The sequence below is a fragment of the Deinococcus taeanensis genome (assembly GCF_020229735.1).
Lineage (GTDB): Bacteria > Deinococcota > Deinococci > Deinococcales > Deinococcaceae > Deinococcus > Deinococcus taeanensis.
Genome location: NZ_CP083455.1, coordinates 2,800,001 through 2,812,500 on the forward strand (window position 1 = coordinate 2,800,001; position 12,500 = coordinate 2,812,500).

General features: G+C 69.5%; 10 protein-coding genes and 1 pseudogene (2 of these 11 running past the window's edge). 5 read left to right on the forward strand and 6 right to left on the reverse strand.

The window, feature by feature from the left end:
- Positions 1-234 carry the start of a hydroxymethylglutaryl-CoA lyase-like TIM-barrel protein gene (locus LAJ19_RS13505; RefSeq protein ID WP_225476261.1) on the reverse strand. It extends 1,101 nt beyond the left edge of the window, so 234 of the gene's 1,335 nt are visible here — the first part of the coding sequence; the start codon lies at positions 232-234; the stop codon falls past the left edge of the window.
- A gap of 69 nt (positions 235-303) precedes the next feature.
- Here LAJ19_RS13505 and LAJ19_RS13510 point away from each other — a divergent pair, with 69 nt between their 5' ends.
- Positions 304-1,491: a citrate synthase family protein gene (locus LAJ19_RS13510; RefSeq protein ID WP_225476262.1), complete on the forward strand. Its 1,188-nt coding sequence runs from the start codon at positions 304-306 to the stop codon at positions 1,489-1,491.
- Positions 1,492-1,549: 58 nt separating this feature from the next.
- On the opposite strand, the gene LAJ19_RS13515 is transcribed toward LAJ19_RS13510, so the two are convergent.
- Positions 1,550-2,725 (reverse strand): MFS transporter, encoded by a 1,176-nt coding sequence (locus LAJ19_RS13515; RefSeq protein WP_225476263.1) that lies wholly within the window; start codon positions 2,723-2,725, stop codon positions 1,550-1,552.
- Between the two features lie 66 nt (positions 2,726-2,791).
- Here LAJ19_RS13515 and LAJ19_RS13520 point away from each other — a divergent pair, with 66 nt between their 5' ends.
- From LAJ19_RS13520 to LAJ19_RS13530, 3 genes are all read left to right on the forward strand, one after another.
- Complete coding sequence (locus LAJ19_RS13520) at positions 2,792-3,910, forward strand: LacI family DNA-binding transcriptional regulator (RefSeq protein WP_225476264.1); 1,119 nt, start codon at positions 2,792-2,794, stop codon at positions 3,908-3,910.
- Between the two features lie 30 nt (positions 3,911-3,940).
- A complete protein-coding gene (galE, locus tag LAJ19_RS13525) occupies positions 3,941-4,933 on the forward strand; it encodes a UDP-glucose 4-epimerase GalE (protein WP_225476265.1) in 993 nt (330 codons plus the stop codon).
- A 261-nt stretch (positions 4,934-5,194) separates the two neighbouring features.
- Positions 5,195-6,553: a M20/M25/M40 family metallo-hydrolase gene (locus tag LAJ19_RS13530; protein ID WP_225476266.1), complete on the forward strand. Its 1,359-nt coding sequence runs from the start codon at positions 5,195-5,197 to the stop codon at positions 6,551-6,553.
- A 90-nt stretch (positions 6,554-6,643) separates the two neighbouring features.
- Here the strand turns inward: LAJ19_RS13530 and LAJ19_RS13535 are convergent, their stop codons facing one another.
- The 4 genes and pseudogenes from LAJ19_RS13535 to LAJ19_RS13555 form a co-directional block, all read right to left on the reverse strand.
- Positions 6,644-7,321 (reverse strand): SDR family oxidoreductase, encoded by a 678-nt coding sequence (locus LAJ19_RS13535; RefSeq protein WP_225476267.1) that lies wholly within the window; start codon positions 7,319-7,321, stop codon positions 6,644-6,646.
- Positions 7,322-7,385: 64 nt separating this feature from the next.
- On the reverse strand, positions 7,386-8,630 hold the full coding sequence (locus LAJ19_RS13540) for a M24 family metallopeptidase (protein ID WP_225476268.1): 1,245 nt from the start codon (positions 8,628-8,630) through the stop codon (positions 7,386-7,388).
- A gap of 832 nt (positions 8,631-9,462) precedes the next feature.
- Positions 9,463-10,134 (reverse strand): annotated as a pseudogene (locus LAJ19_RS13550) (amino acid ABC transporter permease).
- 81 nt (positions 10,135-10,215) lie between these two features.
- On the reverse strand, positions 10,216-10,974 hold the full coding sequence (locus LAJ19_RS13555) for a transporter substrate-binding domain-containing protein (RefSeq protein ID WP_225476269.1): 759 nt from the start codon (positions 10,972-10,974) through the stop codon (positions 10,216-10,218).
- 202 nt (positions 10,975-11,176) lie between these two features.
- Here LAJ19_RS13555 and LAJ19_RS13560 point away from each other — a divergent pair, with 202 nt between their 5' ends.
- On the forward strand, positions 11,177-12,500 hold the 5' portion of the coding sequence (locus tag LAJ19_RS13560) for a menaquinone biosynthesis decarboxylase (protein ID WP_225476270.1). 515 nt of this gene lie beyond the right edge of the window; the window shows 1,324 of its 1,839 coding nt (coding positions 1-1,324); it begins with the start codon at positions 11,177-11,179; the stop codon falls past the right edge of the window.

Sequence of the window (12,500 nt, forward strand, 5' to 3'; positions counted from 1 at the left end):
GGTCCGGCCGGTGAAGCGGCCCATCAGGTCGTAGAGGAGGAGGCCATCGGCCACGGTGAGGGGAAGGCCGCCCTGCTGGCCGTCGCGGTGGGTGGTTTCTGTGGTCCAGGCCTGTGCAGGGAGGGTGGCCGGTCGTTCGTCGGGGTGCCACAGCACCTGCGGGAAGGCGTCAGGTGGAAAGACCTCCGGGTAGAGGTTGGGTGCCGGGGCGTCGGGGACAGGTGTGAGGGTCATGGAAGCACGCTAAGCTTCGACTCTCAATGTCGTCAATCTTGATTCCGGAATCAATGTTAGCCTGGGGTGATGACCGTCCCCCTTACCACCACCCAGGCCTGCGAGCAGTTGGGAGTGAAGCCCGCCACGCTGTACGCCTACGTGTCCCGCGGTCTTGTCCGCAGCGTCCCCGGCCCGCCGGGAACGCGGGAACGCCGCTACCACGCGCAGGATATTGAGGCTCTGCGCGAGCGGCAGGCCACCCGCCGGGATCCTCAGGGCGCGGTGCAGGGCAGCCTGGACTGGGGCCCCCCGATCCTCGACAGCGCCCTGACCCGGATTGCGGACGGCGCACTCGCCTACCGTGGACAGGAGGTTACGGCATTAGCCGTCAGGTCCAGTGTGGAGGAGGTGGCGGCTCTCCTGTGGACCGGTGACCCTGGTGGAGCGCCGCCTCTGCCCCTGCGCGCGCGCCTGAACCTGGGGCGACAGCCGCGTGCGGACGGGCCTCTGGAAGCCCTGGCGTACGCGCTGACCTACGCCGGGGCCCACGACGCGGCCACACTCGACACCCGCGAGGGAACGCTGCCGCGGCAGGCTGCGCGGGTCCTGAACCTTCTGTATGCCACCGTGGAGCGTCACGCCGGACAGGTGCCCGCGCCGGATCTACCTCTGCACGCGCGGCTGGCCCGCGCCTGGGGTCAGCCGGACAGTGCGGACCTGCTGCGCCGCGCCCTGATCCTGCTGGCCGATCATGAACTGAACGTCAGTGCCTTCGCGGCCCGCGTGACCGCCAGCAGCGGCGCGAACCTGGCGCACAGCACCCTCGCCGCCCTGAGCGCGTTGCAGGGGCCACGGCACGGCCTGAGTGCCCTCAGCGCCCATGATCTGCTGCGCACCGCCCGGGACGGCGACCCCCGCGGAGCGCTGGCGGGCGCGGCCCGCCGGGTCGGCCACGTGCCGGGCTTCGGGCACCGCCTGTACCCGAACGGCGACCCGCGCGCCGCCGCCCTGCTCACAGCGCTGCAGCGCACCTGGCCGGAGCACGCCGCCGTGCAGGCCACCCGGGCAGTCGTGCAGTCGCAGCAGGAGGAGACCGGCGAGCAGCCGAACGTGGACCTGGCCCTGGCCGCGCTGACCCTCACGCTGAACCGCCCGGCGGAGGACGTAGTGACGCTGTTCGCCGTGGCCCGGACGGCTGGCTGGCTGGCGCACGCGCTGGAGACGCGCCTGAGTGGGCAGTTCATCCGGCCCCGGGCGAGGTATGTCGGTCCCTGAACCAGAGCGCGCCTGACCGGATCACACGGTCAGGTGCACACTGGCAGGGCCGACCGCGTCAGGCGGCGGGTTGGGCGGGCATCCGGGTGCGGATGAGGGCAAACGCCCGGCCGCCCAGGACCGCGACCAGCGCGGCTGATACCAGGGCAAGGCCCAGCGCGGCCGGCAGGCCCACGTGCTCCGCCACAAAGCCGATTACGGGCGGACCCAGCAGAAATCCGCCGTAACCGATGGTGGCCACCTGGGCAATGCCGCGCCCGGCCAGGGCGTGCCCGGCCACGCCGTACATCACGGGGACAACGTTGCTCAGGCCCAGTCCGGACAGAGCGAACCCAGCCGCAGCCAGGAGGGGCATGCGGGTCAGCAGGGCCAGGCCCAGCCCCAGCGCGGTAAGCAGCGCGCCGGCCCGCACGATGGTTTCGTCACCCAGGCGGGTGCGCAGCCGGTCGCCAAACCAGCGGCCCAGGGTCATGGTGGTGACGAAGGCGGCGTAGCCCAGCGTGGCGGCGCCGCCGGGGGTGTCCAGCACGTCCCGGAAATACAGGGCGGCCCAGTCGTAGTTGGCGCCCTCGGCCAGCATGCCCAGGAAGCACAGCGCACCCAGCAGCGCAGCTGCGGCGCTGAGCGGCGCGCGGCGCGGCTGGCTGCCGGTTCTGGCGGTGGGGGCCGTCTGGTCGGGCAGCAGGGCCCGGCCCGCGAGGAGGCCGGTGAGGGCCGTCAGGCTGGCGATCAGCAGGGCGTGGGTGCTCATGGGCACGCGGCCCACGAGCAGGGTGCCCAGGCCGGCGCCCAGCATGCCGCCCAGGCTGAAGTACGCGTGCAGGCGGCTCATGACCGGGCGGGCCAGGCGCTGCTCGACCGTGACGCCCTGGGCGTTCATGGCGACGTCCATGCAGCCGTTCAGGGCGCCCAGCACCGCCAGGCTGAGGATCAGGGTCAGGAAGTCTGGCGCGAACAGGGGCAGCAGCAGGGCGAGCATGCACGCGACCGTGACGGTGTGCGTGACGCGGTGACTGCCGAACCGGGCGGTCCAGGCGCCGGTCAGGGGCATGGTGCAGAGGCTCCCGAGGCCCACGGCCAGCAGGGCTGTTCCGATCTGCGCCTCGCTGAGGTTCAGGTGGTCGCGGACACCGGGAATGTTCACGGCCCAGGTGGCAAACAGGGTGCCGTTGATCAGGAAGATCAGGCTGACGGCTCGGCGGGCGGACTCGGCTGGGGACCGGGGGTGGTGCATGAGAACCTCGGGGGTATAGCGCACTGAATCGTTTCAGATTGTCTGGCGATACGCTACCATTTCCCCATGCCCCCCGCCACCCCCGCACCGCCCGGGACCCGACCCCCCGGCCGCCCCACGCTGCGGGACGTGGCCCGCGCCCTGGGCGTCAGTGTCGCCACCGTCAGTAACGCCTACAACCGCCCCGACCAGCTCAGCGAGGAGCTGCGCGAACGCATCCTGCAGACCGCCCGTGACCTGGGCTATCACGGCCCCGACCCCCTGGCCCGCAGCCTGCGCCGTGGCCGCACCGGCGTTCTCGGGGTCGTGTACGACGCGCCCCTCGAGTACGCCTTCGCGGACCCTGCCGCCGCCCTGTTTCTCGGCAGCGTCACCCGCGCCGTGCAGGACGACCACCTGAACGTCCTGCTGCTCGCCAGCCCCCACGGACCAGGCGCCGACCCCACCGGCCCCGTCCGCAGCGCCAGCGTCGACGGTTTCATCGTGTACTGCGCCGCAGAAGGCAGCGCCCTGCTGCAGGCCGTACTGGACCGGCACCTGCCCACCGTCCTCGTCGATCAGGCCCCCCATCCCGGCACGGTCACTGTGGACATCGACGACGCCGGCGGCGCCCAGCAGGCCGCCCGGCACCTGCTCGACCTCGGGCACCGCCAGATCGGCGTGCTGTGCCTGGAACTGAACGCCACCCGCCACGCCGGACCGGTCACGCCCGCGCGCGAAGCGCAGCTGAGCTACCGCACGACCGCCGAACGCCTGCGCGGGTACCGCGCCGCCGCTGCCGCCGTGCCCGGCGCCACGCTGCACCCCACGGAAGTGGAGCAGAACACCCCACAGGAAGGCGAACGCCGCGCGCTGGACCTGCTGGCGGCCTACCCGGACCTCACGGCCCTGCTGTGCATGAGTGACGTTCTTGCCCAGGGGGCCCTGCGCGCCGCAGCGCAGCTGGGCCGCCGCGTCCCCGAGGACCTGAGCGTCATCGGGTACGACGACCTGCCCAGCAGCAGCCCACTGAACCTCACGACGGTCTGGCAGCCCACCCCCGACAAGGGCGCCGGCGTGGGGCACGCCATCCTGGCGTTGCTGCGCGGCGAGACCCCCCCCGCCCTGACGCTGCCCACGCGGCTGATTACGCGCGGCACGACGGCGCCCCCTTCCGCCCGCTCGCTCACCCCTCCCTGCACCTGACCCGGCGCCCCGTGCCTTACCCTGAAACGCATGAAGATTCTGGTGGTGGGCGGGGCAGGGTACATCGGTTCTCACACCGTGCGGCAGTTGCGCCGCAGCGGGCACGACGTGGTGGTTTTCGACAACCTGTCCAGCGGCCACGCCGAGGCGCTCCCGGGGGACGTCCAGCTCGTCCGCGCGGACCTGCTCGATGACGGGGCCGTGCGCACCGCGCTGCACGCTCACCAGCCGGACGCCGTCATTCACTTTGCCGCCCTGATCGAGGTCGGCGAGAGCATGCGCGCCCCGGCCCGCTATTACCGCAACAACGTCGTGGGCAGCCTGAATCTCCTGCAGGCCATCGTCGACACCCGGAAGATCCCCGTGGTGTTCAGCTCCACGGCCGCCGTGTACGGCACCACCGACCTCGTGCCCATCCCCGAGACGGCCACCATGCAACCCGAAAGTGTGTACGGCGAGACGAAACTCATGACCGAACGTATGATTCACGCGTTCCATACCGGGCACGGCCTGCCCTACACCATCCTGCGGTACTTCAACGTGTGCGGCGCCGCCCCCGAAGGCGACATTGGCGAAGCGCACGCCAGCAAATCCCACCTGATTGAACTGGCTGCCCTGACCGCCCTGGGCCAGCGGGAGAAGATGTTCATCTTCGGCGACGACTACCCCACCCCCGACGGCACCTGCATCCGGGATTACGTGCACGTGCAGGACCTCGCCGACGCGCACGTCCTGGCTGTTGAAGCCCTGCTCAGGGGCGAGCGGGCCGACGGCACCTTCAACGTGGGTCTGGGCCACGGTTTCAGCGTCAAGGAGGTACTGGACACCGTGGACGAGGTGGTCGGTACGCCCCTGAACCGCGAACTCGCCCCCCGGCGCGCCGGCGACCCCCCCCGGCTCGTGGCCGACGCCACCCGCATCCGGGAGGAACTGGGGTTCAAGCCGAACTTCACGGACCTGCGCGACATCGTGCAGAGCGCCTGGAACTGGCACCGCACCCACCCACACGACTTCAAACGGTGACCCAGACCCAGGGCGGCGTTTGTGGAGCACAGCCATGGCGCGCCCGGCCGCCCGGCCCGGCTGAAGGTTCAGCCGGCCTGGTCAGACCCGCATAGCGGTTCCCTCAGGAGCACGCCGCGCAGGTGCGAGCACAGGCTGTCGCCAGGGCGCACCGTGCCCCGTCAGGTGCATGCTGGAACTCCCGGGTTTATGAACAGCTCCTCACCTCAGTGCGCCACCTCGCGCAGGGCAGGTGGGGCTGACATGCCGTAGGCTGCCGGCATGACCCTCAATCCCACCGCTGACCTCAGCGCGCACGTCCAGCGTGGCCTGGATGATCTCAAAGCCCTCGTTGCCCTTCAGAGCGTGTCTGCGCAGGGGCGCATGCTGGGCGAAACAGCCGCTGCCGTCACGGCCCTGCTGGAGGCCGAGGGCTTCACGGTTCGTGCCTTCCCTGGTCAGGTCGCTCCGGTCCTGGTCGCCGAGGCGGGCGAGGGTCCCTTCACGCTGCTGATCTACAACCACTACGACGTGCAGCCGGAAGATCCCGTGGACCTCTGGGCCACGCCGCCCTTCGAGCTGACGGAGCGTGACGGCCGCCTGTACGGACGCGGTGCCAGCGACGACAAGGGCGAATTCATCTCCCGCCTGGCTGGCCTGCGCGTCCTGAAGGAGCAGCGGGGCGGGCGCCTGCCCCTGCGCGTCAAATGGCTGATTGAGGGGGAAGAGGAGGTCGGCAGTCCGAGCCTGGAAGCGTTTATTGCCGGGCACGCCGCTGAGCTGAGCGCCGACGGCGTGTGGTGGGAGTTCGGAAGTATCACGCCGGAGGGCCGCCCGGTGCTGTACGCCGGGCTCAAAGGCATCGTGTGCCTGGAACTGCGTTGCCGCGTGGCGGCCAGCGACCTGCATTCCTCAAACGGTGCCGTGGTGGACAACCCGCTGTGGCGCCTCGCGGCAGCGGTCGCTTCGCTGCGCGGTCCGGATGGCACCGTCCTGATCCCCGGTTTCCATGACGACGTGCGCCCCTCCAGCGCTGCGGATCAGGCGGCCATCGAGGCGCTTCCCGGTCAGGGGGAGACGCTGCGCGAGACGTACGAGGTCACCCGGCCCCTGGGTGACCCGGGTGAGTACCACACGCGGCTGAACCTCAAGCCGGTGGTGAACGTCAACGGCTTCCACGGCGGGTATGAAGGCGAGGGCAGCAAAACGGTCCTTCCGGCCGAAGGCATGGTGAAACTCGACTTCCGGCTCGTGCCGGATCAGGATCCTGCTCGGGTCGTGCAGCTGCTGCGCGCCCATCTGGACGCGCAGGACTTCCGTGACATCGAGATCATCGAACTGGAAAGCCATCAGCATCCTGCCCGCAGCGACCTGAACCACGCTTTCGTGCAGACGGCTGTGCGCGTGGCCGGGGCCGTGCACGGGGTGGCCCCCATCCTGAACCCCAGCAGCGGCGGCAGCGGCCCCATGTACCCGTTCATGCAGCATGTGGGTGCGCCTGTCATTGCCCTGGGCATCGGGAATATCGGGGGGCGCGTGCACGCCCCGAACGAGAACATCCTGCGCCGTGACTTTGAGAATGGCGTGCGCTTCACCGCTGCGTTCCTCGCTGAGCTCGCCGACGGCCAGAGGAGCGCGTAGCGGTTGGCCTTTGACCGCACAGGGCCGCGGAGAGGGGAGAAGCCAGACCGGCTCCTCCCCTCTCCGCGGCCAGGCCTCAGGCAGTCCGGTTCAGGCGTCGGGGTAGACCTTGATCTCCGTGATGTGCGCCCGGTCCGGCCGGGTCAGGGCGTGCGCCACGCTCTTTGCCAGACCGCGCGGGTCGATCATGGTGTCCCAGCCCAGGCCGGCGTCGCGGTTGCTGGGGGTGTCGATGGCGCCCATGGGGTACAGGACCATGCCGCGCACGCCCTTGCCCTTCAGTTCGTCGTGCAGGCTCAGGACGTACGCGGACAGGGCCGCCTTGCTCGCGGTGTACAGCGCCGCTTTCGGGCCGCTCAGGCGCGCGGCCTGCCCGGCGCTGACCCCCATGATCAGGCCGTCTTTCTGCCGCAGCATGTGCGGCAGCACGCCCTGCACCGCGTGAAACAGGGTCAGCATGTTCGTGTCGAACATCGCCCGGTAGTCGTCGTCCGCGGCTTTCTGTGCGTCCTGCACCGCAAAGGCGCCGACCGTGTGAATCAGGGTGTCCACCTTCACCTTGCGCAGCGCCTCAACGCTCGCCGGGTCGCGCAGGTCCAGGTCCAGAACTTCGGTGGCGGGAAAGCGGTCTGCGGCGCGTTCCAGGCTCTCGCCGCGGCCGACGAGCACCATCTGCGCGCCGGCGTCGTCGAGTTCCTGCGCGATGGCGGTGGCCAGCGCGCCGCCTGCGCCTGTGAGCATGATCGTGGAGGAGCCGAGGTTCGCCATGCCTCAGGGTAGCGGGTCAGGCAGGGGGACCGGGCACAACGCTGAGGATTGCTTTAAGACGGACTCATGGGCGTAGCGTCTCACCGTACGCGCCGGCCCGCACGGCCGCCCAGTCACCCTCGCCCAGGATGAACGGGGCGCGCTGCGTGTCGGGCGTCACCCGCGGTCCCGTGTGAGGGTCGAGGTACACGTCAATCTCACTGCGAATCCCGAAACCCTGCGCCGCCGGGTACGTGCCCGGTTCAATGGTCACCGCCAGGCCCGGCGTGAGGGTCCGGGTATCGCGCGTCTCGTAGTCGTCCAGGTTCGCGCCGGCCCCGTGAATCTGCACGCCCAGATCATGGCCGGTCCGGTGCAGGAAAAAAGGCGCCCATTCCGGGCCCATCGCCTCGCGTGCGGCGCGGTCCGGCATCCATCCCTGCACCTGCCCCCAGCCGCCGCGCGCGTACCCGTCCTGTAAGGTGCGCAGCGCCGCGTCCCGCGCGGCGACCACAGCTGCCCAGGCACTCAGGTACGCCGCGCCCGGCTGACCGGCGAAACCCACCCAGGTGACGTCCGCGAACGGCCGGCCCGGTTCCTGCGCCCACAGGTCAATCAGCACGCACTCGCCGCTCTTCAGCGTGGCGTGGCGTTCCGGGCTGGGTTCGTAATGACTGTCAGCGGCGTTCACGCCGAACGACACGTTCACGGCGTGTCCAGCCTGCATCCCGGCGGCCTCGATCTGCCGCATGATCACGGCCTGCGCGTCGAGCTCCGTGACGGGCTGACCGGCCTGCAGGCGCTCGTGAATCAGGCGGAAGGCGTCGTCCTTGGCCTGCATCAGAACCGCCACGGCCCGCTCGTGCGCGGCGAGATCGTCCGCGCTCCACGTGAGGAAAGCTTGAAGCAGGTCGGCACTGGTGTGAATGGCGGCGGCTCCCGCGGCCCGGACGCGCTCGATGGTGCCGGCATCCACGCGGCTCACGTACGGCACCGCGCCGTTCGGGCTGTACTCCATGGCCAGCGTGCGCCCCTGCACCACGCTGCGCAGCGCGGCGTCCAGTTCGGCGTGCGACCCGAACGCCCGGCGTTCGGCGTTCCAGTGGCGGGTCATCTCGCCCCACGTGCCACCCTCAATGTGGTTGTGCAGCACGACAGCCTGCCCGTCGCGCGGCACCCACACGAAGAAACGCCGCGTCAGGAACGCAGCGCGCGGCAGGCTCAGGACCGTGCGGGCGTGCGGGTTCAGGCCCTGGAAGTCGTACACCAGCCAGCCGTCCAGGGTGGTGGCGGCGAGGGCCTGCTGCATGCGCGTGATCGGGGAGGTCATGCCGCTCAGCGTACCGCCCGCGCCGGGGTGCCCTGTCGGCTCTCGCGGACACCCGTCACGGTCTCGCGCCGCTCCTCCGGGAACAGGAAAAGCGGCGCGCAGCAGGAAGGTTTGGCTGGTCAGATCAGAAGGTCTGGTGGGGGCTCACCCACCTGCACCCTGATACGCAGGATGACGCCGGAAAGTTGCCGGCGTGTCAGGTCACCCGACCCGGACCCAGACCAGCGGCGGACAACGGAGGAACGGGCGGCGTGGGCCTGCCGGGTGGCGCCGTCCAGCACCGGGTCCGTGCTGTGCCGCAGGGACCCGGCCTGTTGCCGGGGCGCGCCCTGCAGCGTGCCGGGGTTCACCGGGTTGAGCAGGAGAGGAATCCTGGCACGCAGGGAGGCTGGGCTGGTTAACTTGACGGTTCCGGCGTGCAGGACCCCCGGGACCGCGCGCCCAAAGGGGGCGCCAGTGGTGATTGGCTCCCCGGGTGTCGGCTCTGAACGGAAGCAGAAACAGCGTCCGTCGGTCCTGCGGCGCCTGGTCAGCGCAGAGCCTGCGCAGCCAGGAAGGACCGCCAGGGGCAGCAGCACGGCGGCAGTCAGGGCCCGGAAGGCCGGGCGGCGTGATGGGGATGACGTCAGGGTGCGTGCAATCCGTAGGGCGGTCGAAGGGCCACCGCCATCAGTTCCGTGAAGCCCTGGCGGATGTACGTGGCGGAGGTCTGTCCGGTGGGCCGGTGGCTGCCCAGCAGGGCCGGCAGCTGCCGCGCGGCGAAGGCTGTAAAACAGCAGGCCCGGCGCCGCGGGCGGAGGTGGCGTCAGTCGCCCCGCCTCAGGCAGTGGCCCTAGCCGCCACGGGCGAAACGGCGTTCCAGGGTGCGCTGCACGACTTCCAGCAGGCTGCTGATCGCCCAGTAGATCAGGGCGGCCGCCAGGTATGGTCCGAACGGCTCGAAGGTCCGGGCAATGACCAGCTGGGCGCTGCGCAGCAGTTCCACCACGGTGATGACCGACACCAGCGAGGTGTCCTTGACCAGTCCGATCAGGGTGTTGCTGAGGCTGGGCAGGGCCACGCGCGCCGCCTGCGGCAGGATGATCAGCCGCATGGTCTATGGGCCGCTGAGGCCCAGACTGGTGGCAGCTTCCCGCTGCCCACGCGGAATGCTGAGGATCGCGGCGCGAATGGTTTCACTCAGGTACGCCGCGGCGTTCAGGGTGAGTGCGATCACGCCGCCCGCCACTGGGTTCAGGGTGACCCCCAGGCTGGGCAGGCCGTAGTAGATAACGAAGATCTGCACCAGCAGCGGCGTGCCGCGCATGAATGACACGTACAGGCTGCTCAGGCTGCGCACCCAGCCGTGGCGGCTGAGACGGGCCAGGGCCACCAGGAAGCCCAGGGGAAGGCCCAGGACCATGGCGGCCAGTGCGAAACCCAGTGTGACGGGCAGGGCGCCGAGCAGGGTGGGCAGGGCCTGAACGGCGCTCTGCGTGACCAGGTGCAGCTGTTCGGTGTTCATGGGGTCTCCGGTGGGGGCGGCAAGGCAGCGTGGGCCATGAGGAAAGACGCCTCATGGCCCACGGCCCTTCCCCCTGTGATTTCAGGGTTTGCTGACGTCCTGCCCGAACCATTTGCGGCTGATCTTGGCGTACGTGCCGTCGGCCTTGATCTGCAGCAGCGCCACGGCCACTTTGAGGCTGGTGTTGCTTTTCTTCATGGCGATTCCGACTGCTTCGGGCTCACCGATCACGCCGGCGCCCCGGACGGGCAGGTTCTGCGACTTGATCAGGTACCCGACGAGCAGGCGGTCGTTGTAGGCGGCGTCCAGGCGGCCGGCGGTGAGGTCGGCGAGGTACTCGGGGGCGCCGGGGTAGGTGACGACATTGCTGCCGCCCGCGTCACGAAGCTGCTTTTCGAAGTTGCTGTCCAGGCCCACGCCCACGCGTTTGCCTTTCAGGTCCGCGAGGGTGCTGGGCGTGAAGCTGCCGGTTTTCTTCACGATGATCTGCGCGGAAGAGTAGGCGTAGGCTTTGCTGAAGCCGATGGTCTTCTGGCGTTCGTCGGTGATGCCGACCTGGTTGACGATCACGTCGTACTTGCTGGCTTGAAGGCCGGCGAGAATGCCGCTCCATTCGGTCAGGACGAATTCGGCTTTCAGGCCGAGTTTGGCCGCCACAGCTTTGGCGATGTCCACATCGAAGCCTACGAGCTGCCCCTTGTCGTCCTTGTAGGTGAAGGGAGCGTACGTGCCTTCCATGCCAATTTTCAGTACGCCTTTTTGCAGGGTGCTGGGGGTAGCGGCGTGGGCGGTGCTCAGGCTGGCGGTGAGGGCCAGGGTAATCAGGGCGTGGTGTTTCATGCTGCTCCTTCCTTGTGCGGGGCCTGTGGTGCGGGCCGGGAAGGCCAGTCTGCGGGGGGAACTGGTCACGACAACCTCAATAGTGTATAACTTTTGTCAACTTTAGGCGCGCACAGTCATCTGTGCAGCGCTTCACTTTTCCTTTACCACAACCTCGTCTCTGGGTACGGTTGCCCCGCCCAGCGCGTCCTACACTCGGCGCATGGCCTTCCCGGACATCCAGAGCTTCATCCGGCTTCTTGAAGAGCGCGGCGAACTGCTGCGCGTGTCCACCCCCGTCAGCCGCGAGCTCGAAATCACGGAGATCGCCGACCGCCTGGTCAAACGCGGCGGGCCCGCCCTGCTCTTCGAGAACGTCACCGGCAGCGCCTACCCTGTCGCCATCGGCCTGCTCGGCACCAGGGCCCGTGTGGCCCTCGCGCTGGGCGTCACCGACCTCGACGCCCTCGCCGCGAAGGTCCGCGCCCTGATCGACCTCTCCGGCGGCGGCAGCAGACTGGGCCTGCTCAGCAACGTCACCAAACTCGGCGACGCCATGAACCTCCCCCCCCGCCGTGTGCGCAACGCCCCCGTACAGCAGGTCGTGTGGCGCGGGGACGAAGTGGACCTCTCGAAAATCCCGGTTCTGAAGTGCTGGCCCCTGGACGGCGGGCCTTTCGTGACCCTGCCCCTCGTCATCACCAAGGACCCCGAAACTGGCGAACGCAACATGGGCATGTACCGCGTGCAGATCATGAGCCGCAACACCACCGGCATGCACTGGCAGCGGCACAAGACCGGCACGAAACACCTCGAGAAAGCCCGCAGGCTCGGCCAGCGTCTGGAGGTCGCCGTCGCCATCGGCGGGGACCCCGCCCTGATCTACGCCGCCACCGCCCCGCTGCCTCCCGTGCCCGGCCTGGACGAGTTCGCGCTCGCCGGGTACCTGCGGGGCCAGCGTTACCCCGTCACGCGCGGCGTCACCGTGGACCTCGACGTGCCGGCCAACGCGGAATTCATTCTCGAAGGGTACGTGGATCCCGCCGAGGACTGGGTGGTGGAAGGACCGTTCGGCGATCACACCGGCTTCTACACCCTGCCGGACCTGTACCCCCGGTTTCACGTCACGGCCGTCACCATGCGCGAGCACCCCGTGTACCCGGCCACCATCGTGGGCCGCCCGCCCATGGAGGACGCCTACCTGATCGAGGCCTCTGAACGGCTGTTCCTGCCCGCGGCGCAGCTCATCATTCCTGAGATCGTGGATTACCACATGCCGCCCGCCGGCGTGGCGCACAACCTCGTGTTCGTCAGCATCCGCAAGACGTACCCGGGCCAGGCGTACAAGGTCGCCAACGGTCTGTTCGGCCTGGGTCAGATGATGTTCGCCAAGGTGATTGTCGTCGTGGACGAGGACGTGAACGTCACCGACTTCAGCGCCGTGTGGCGCGAGGTTACCCGGAAAGCCGTGCCGGGTCGCGACACGCTCAGCACCCGCGGCCCCACCGACGTGCTCGATCACTCCAGTCGCGGGTGGGGGTACGGCG

What these genes read in the sequence shown, in the direction of transcription:
- galE (WP_225476265.1), top strand. Translation starts at nt 3,941, where the DNA reads ATGAAGATTCTGGTGGTGGGCGGGGCAGGGTACATCGGTTCTCACACC.
- LAJ19_RS13540 (WP_225476268.1), bottom strand. Translation starts at nt 8,630, where the DNA reads ATGACCTCCCCGATCACGCGCATGCAGCAGGCCCTCGCCGCCACCACC.
- LAJ19_RS13520 (WP_225476264.1), top strand. Translation starts at nt 2,792, where the DNA reads ATGCCCCCCGCCACCCCCGCACCGCCCGGGACCCGACCCCCCGGCCGC.
- LAJ19_RS13555 (WP_225476269.1), bottom strand. Translation starts at nt 10,974, where the DNA reads ATGAAACACCACGCCCTGATTACCCTGGCCCTCACCGCCAGCCTGAGC.
- LAJ19_RS13530 (WP_225476266.1), top strand. Translation starts at nt 5,195, where the DNA reads ATGACCCTCAATCCCACCGCTGACCTCAGCGCGCACGTCCAGCGTGGC.
- LAJ19_RS13535 (WP_225476267.1), bottom strand. Translation starts at nt 7,321, where the DNA reads ATGGCGAACCTCGGCTCCTCCACGATCATGCTCACAGGCGCAGGCGGC.
- LAJ19_RS13515 (WP_225476263.1), bottom strand. Translation starts at nt 2,725, where the DNA reads ATGCACCACCCCCGGTCCCCAGCCGAGTCCGCCCGCCGAGCCGTCAGC.
- LAJ19_RS13510 (WP_225476262.1), top strand. Translation starts at nt 304, where the DNA reads ATGACCGTCCCCCTTACCACCACCCAGGCCTGCGAGCAGTTGGGAGTG.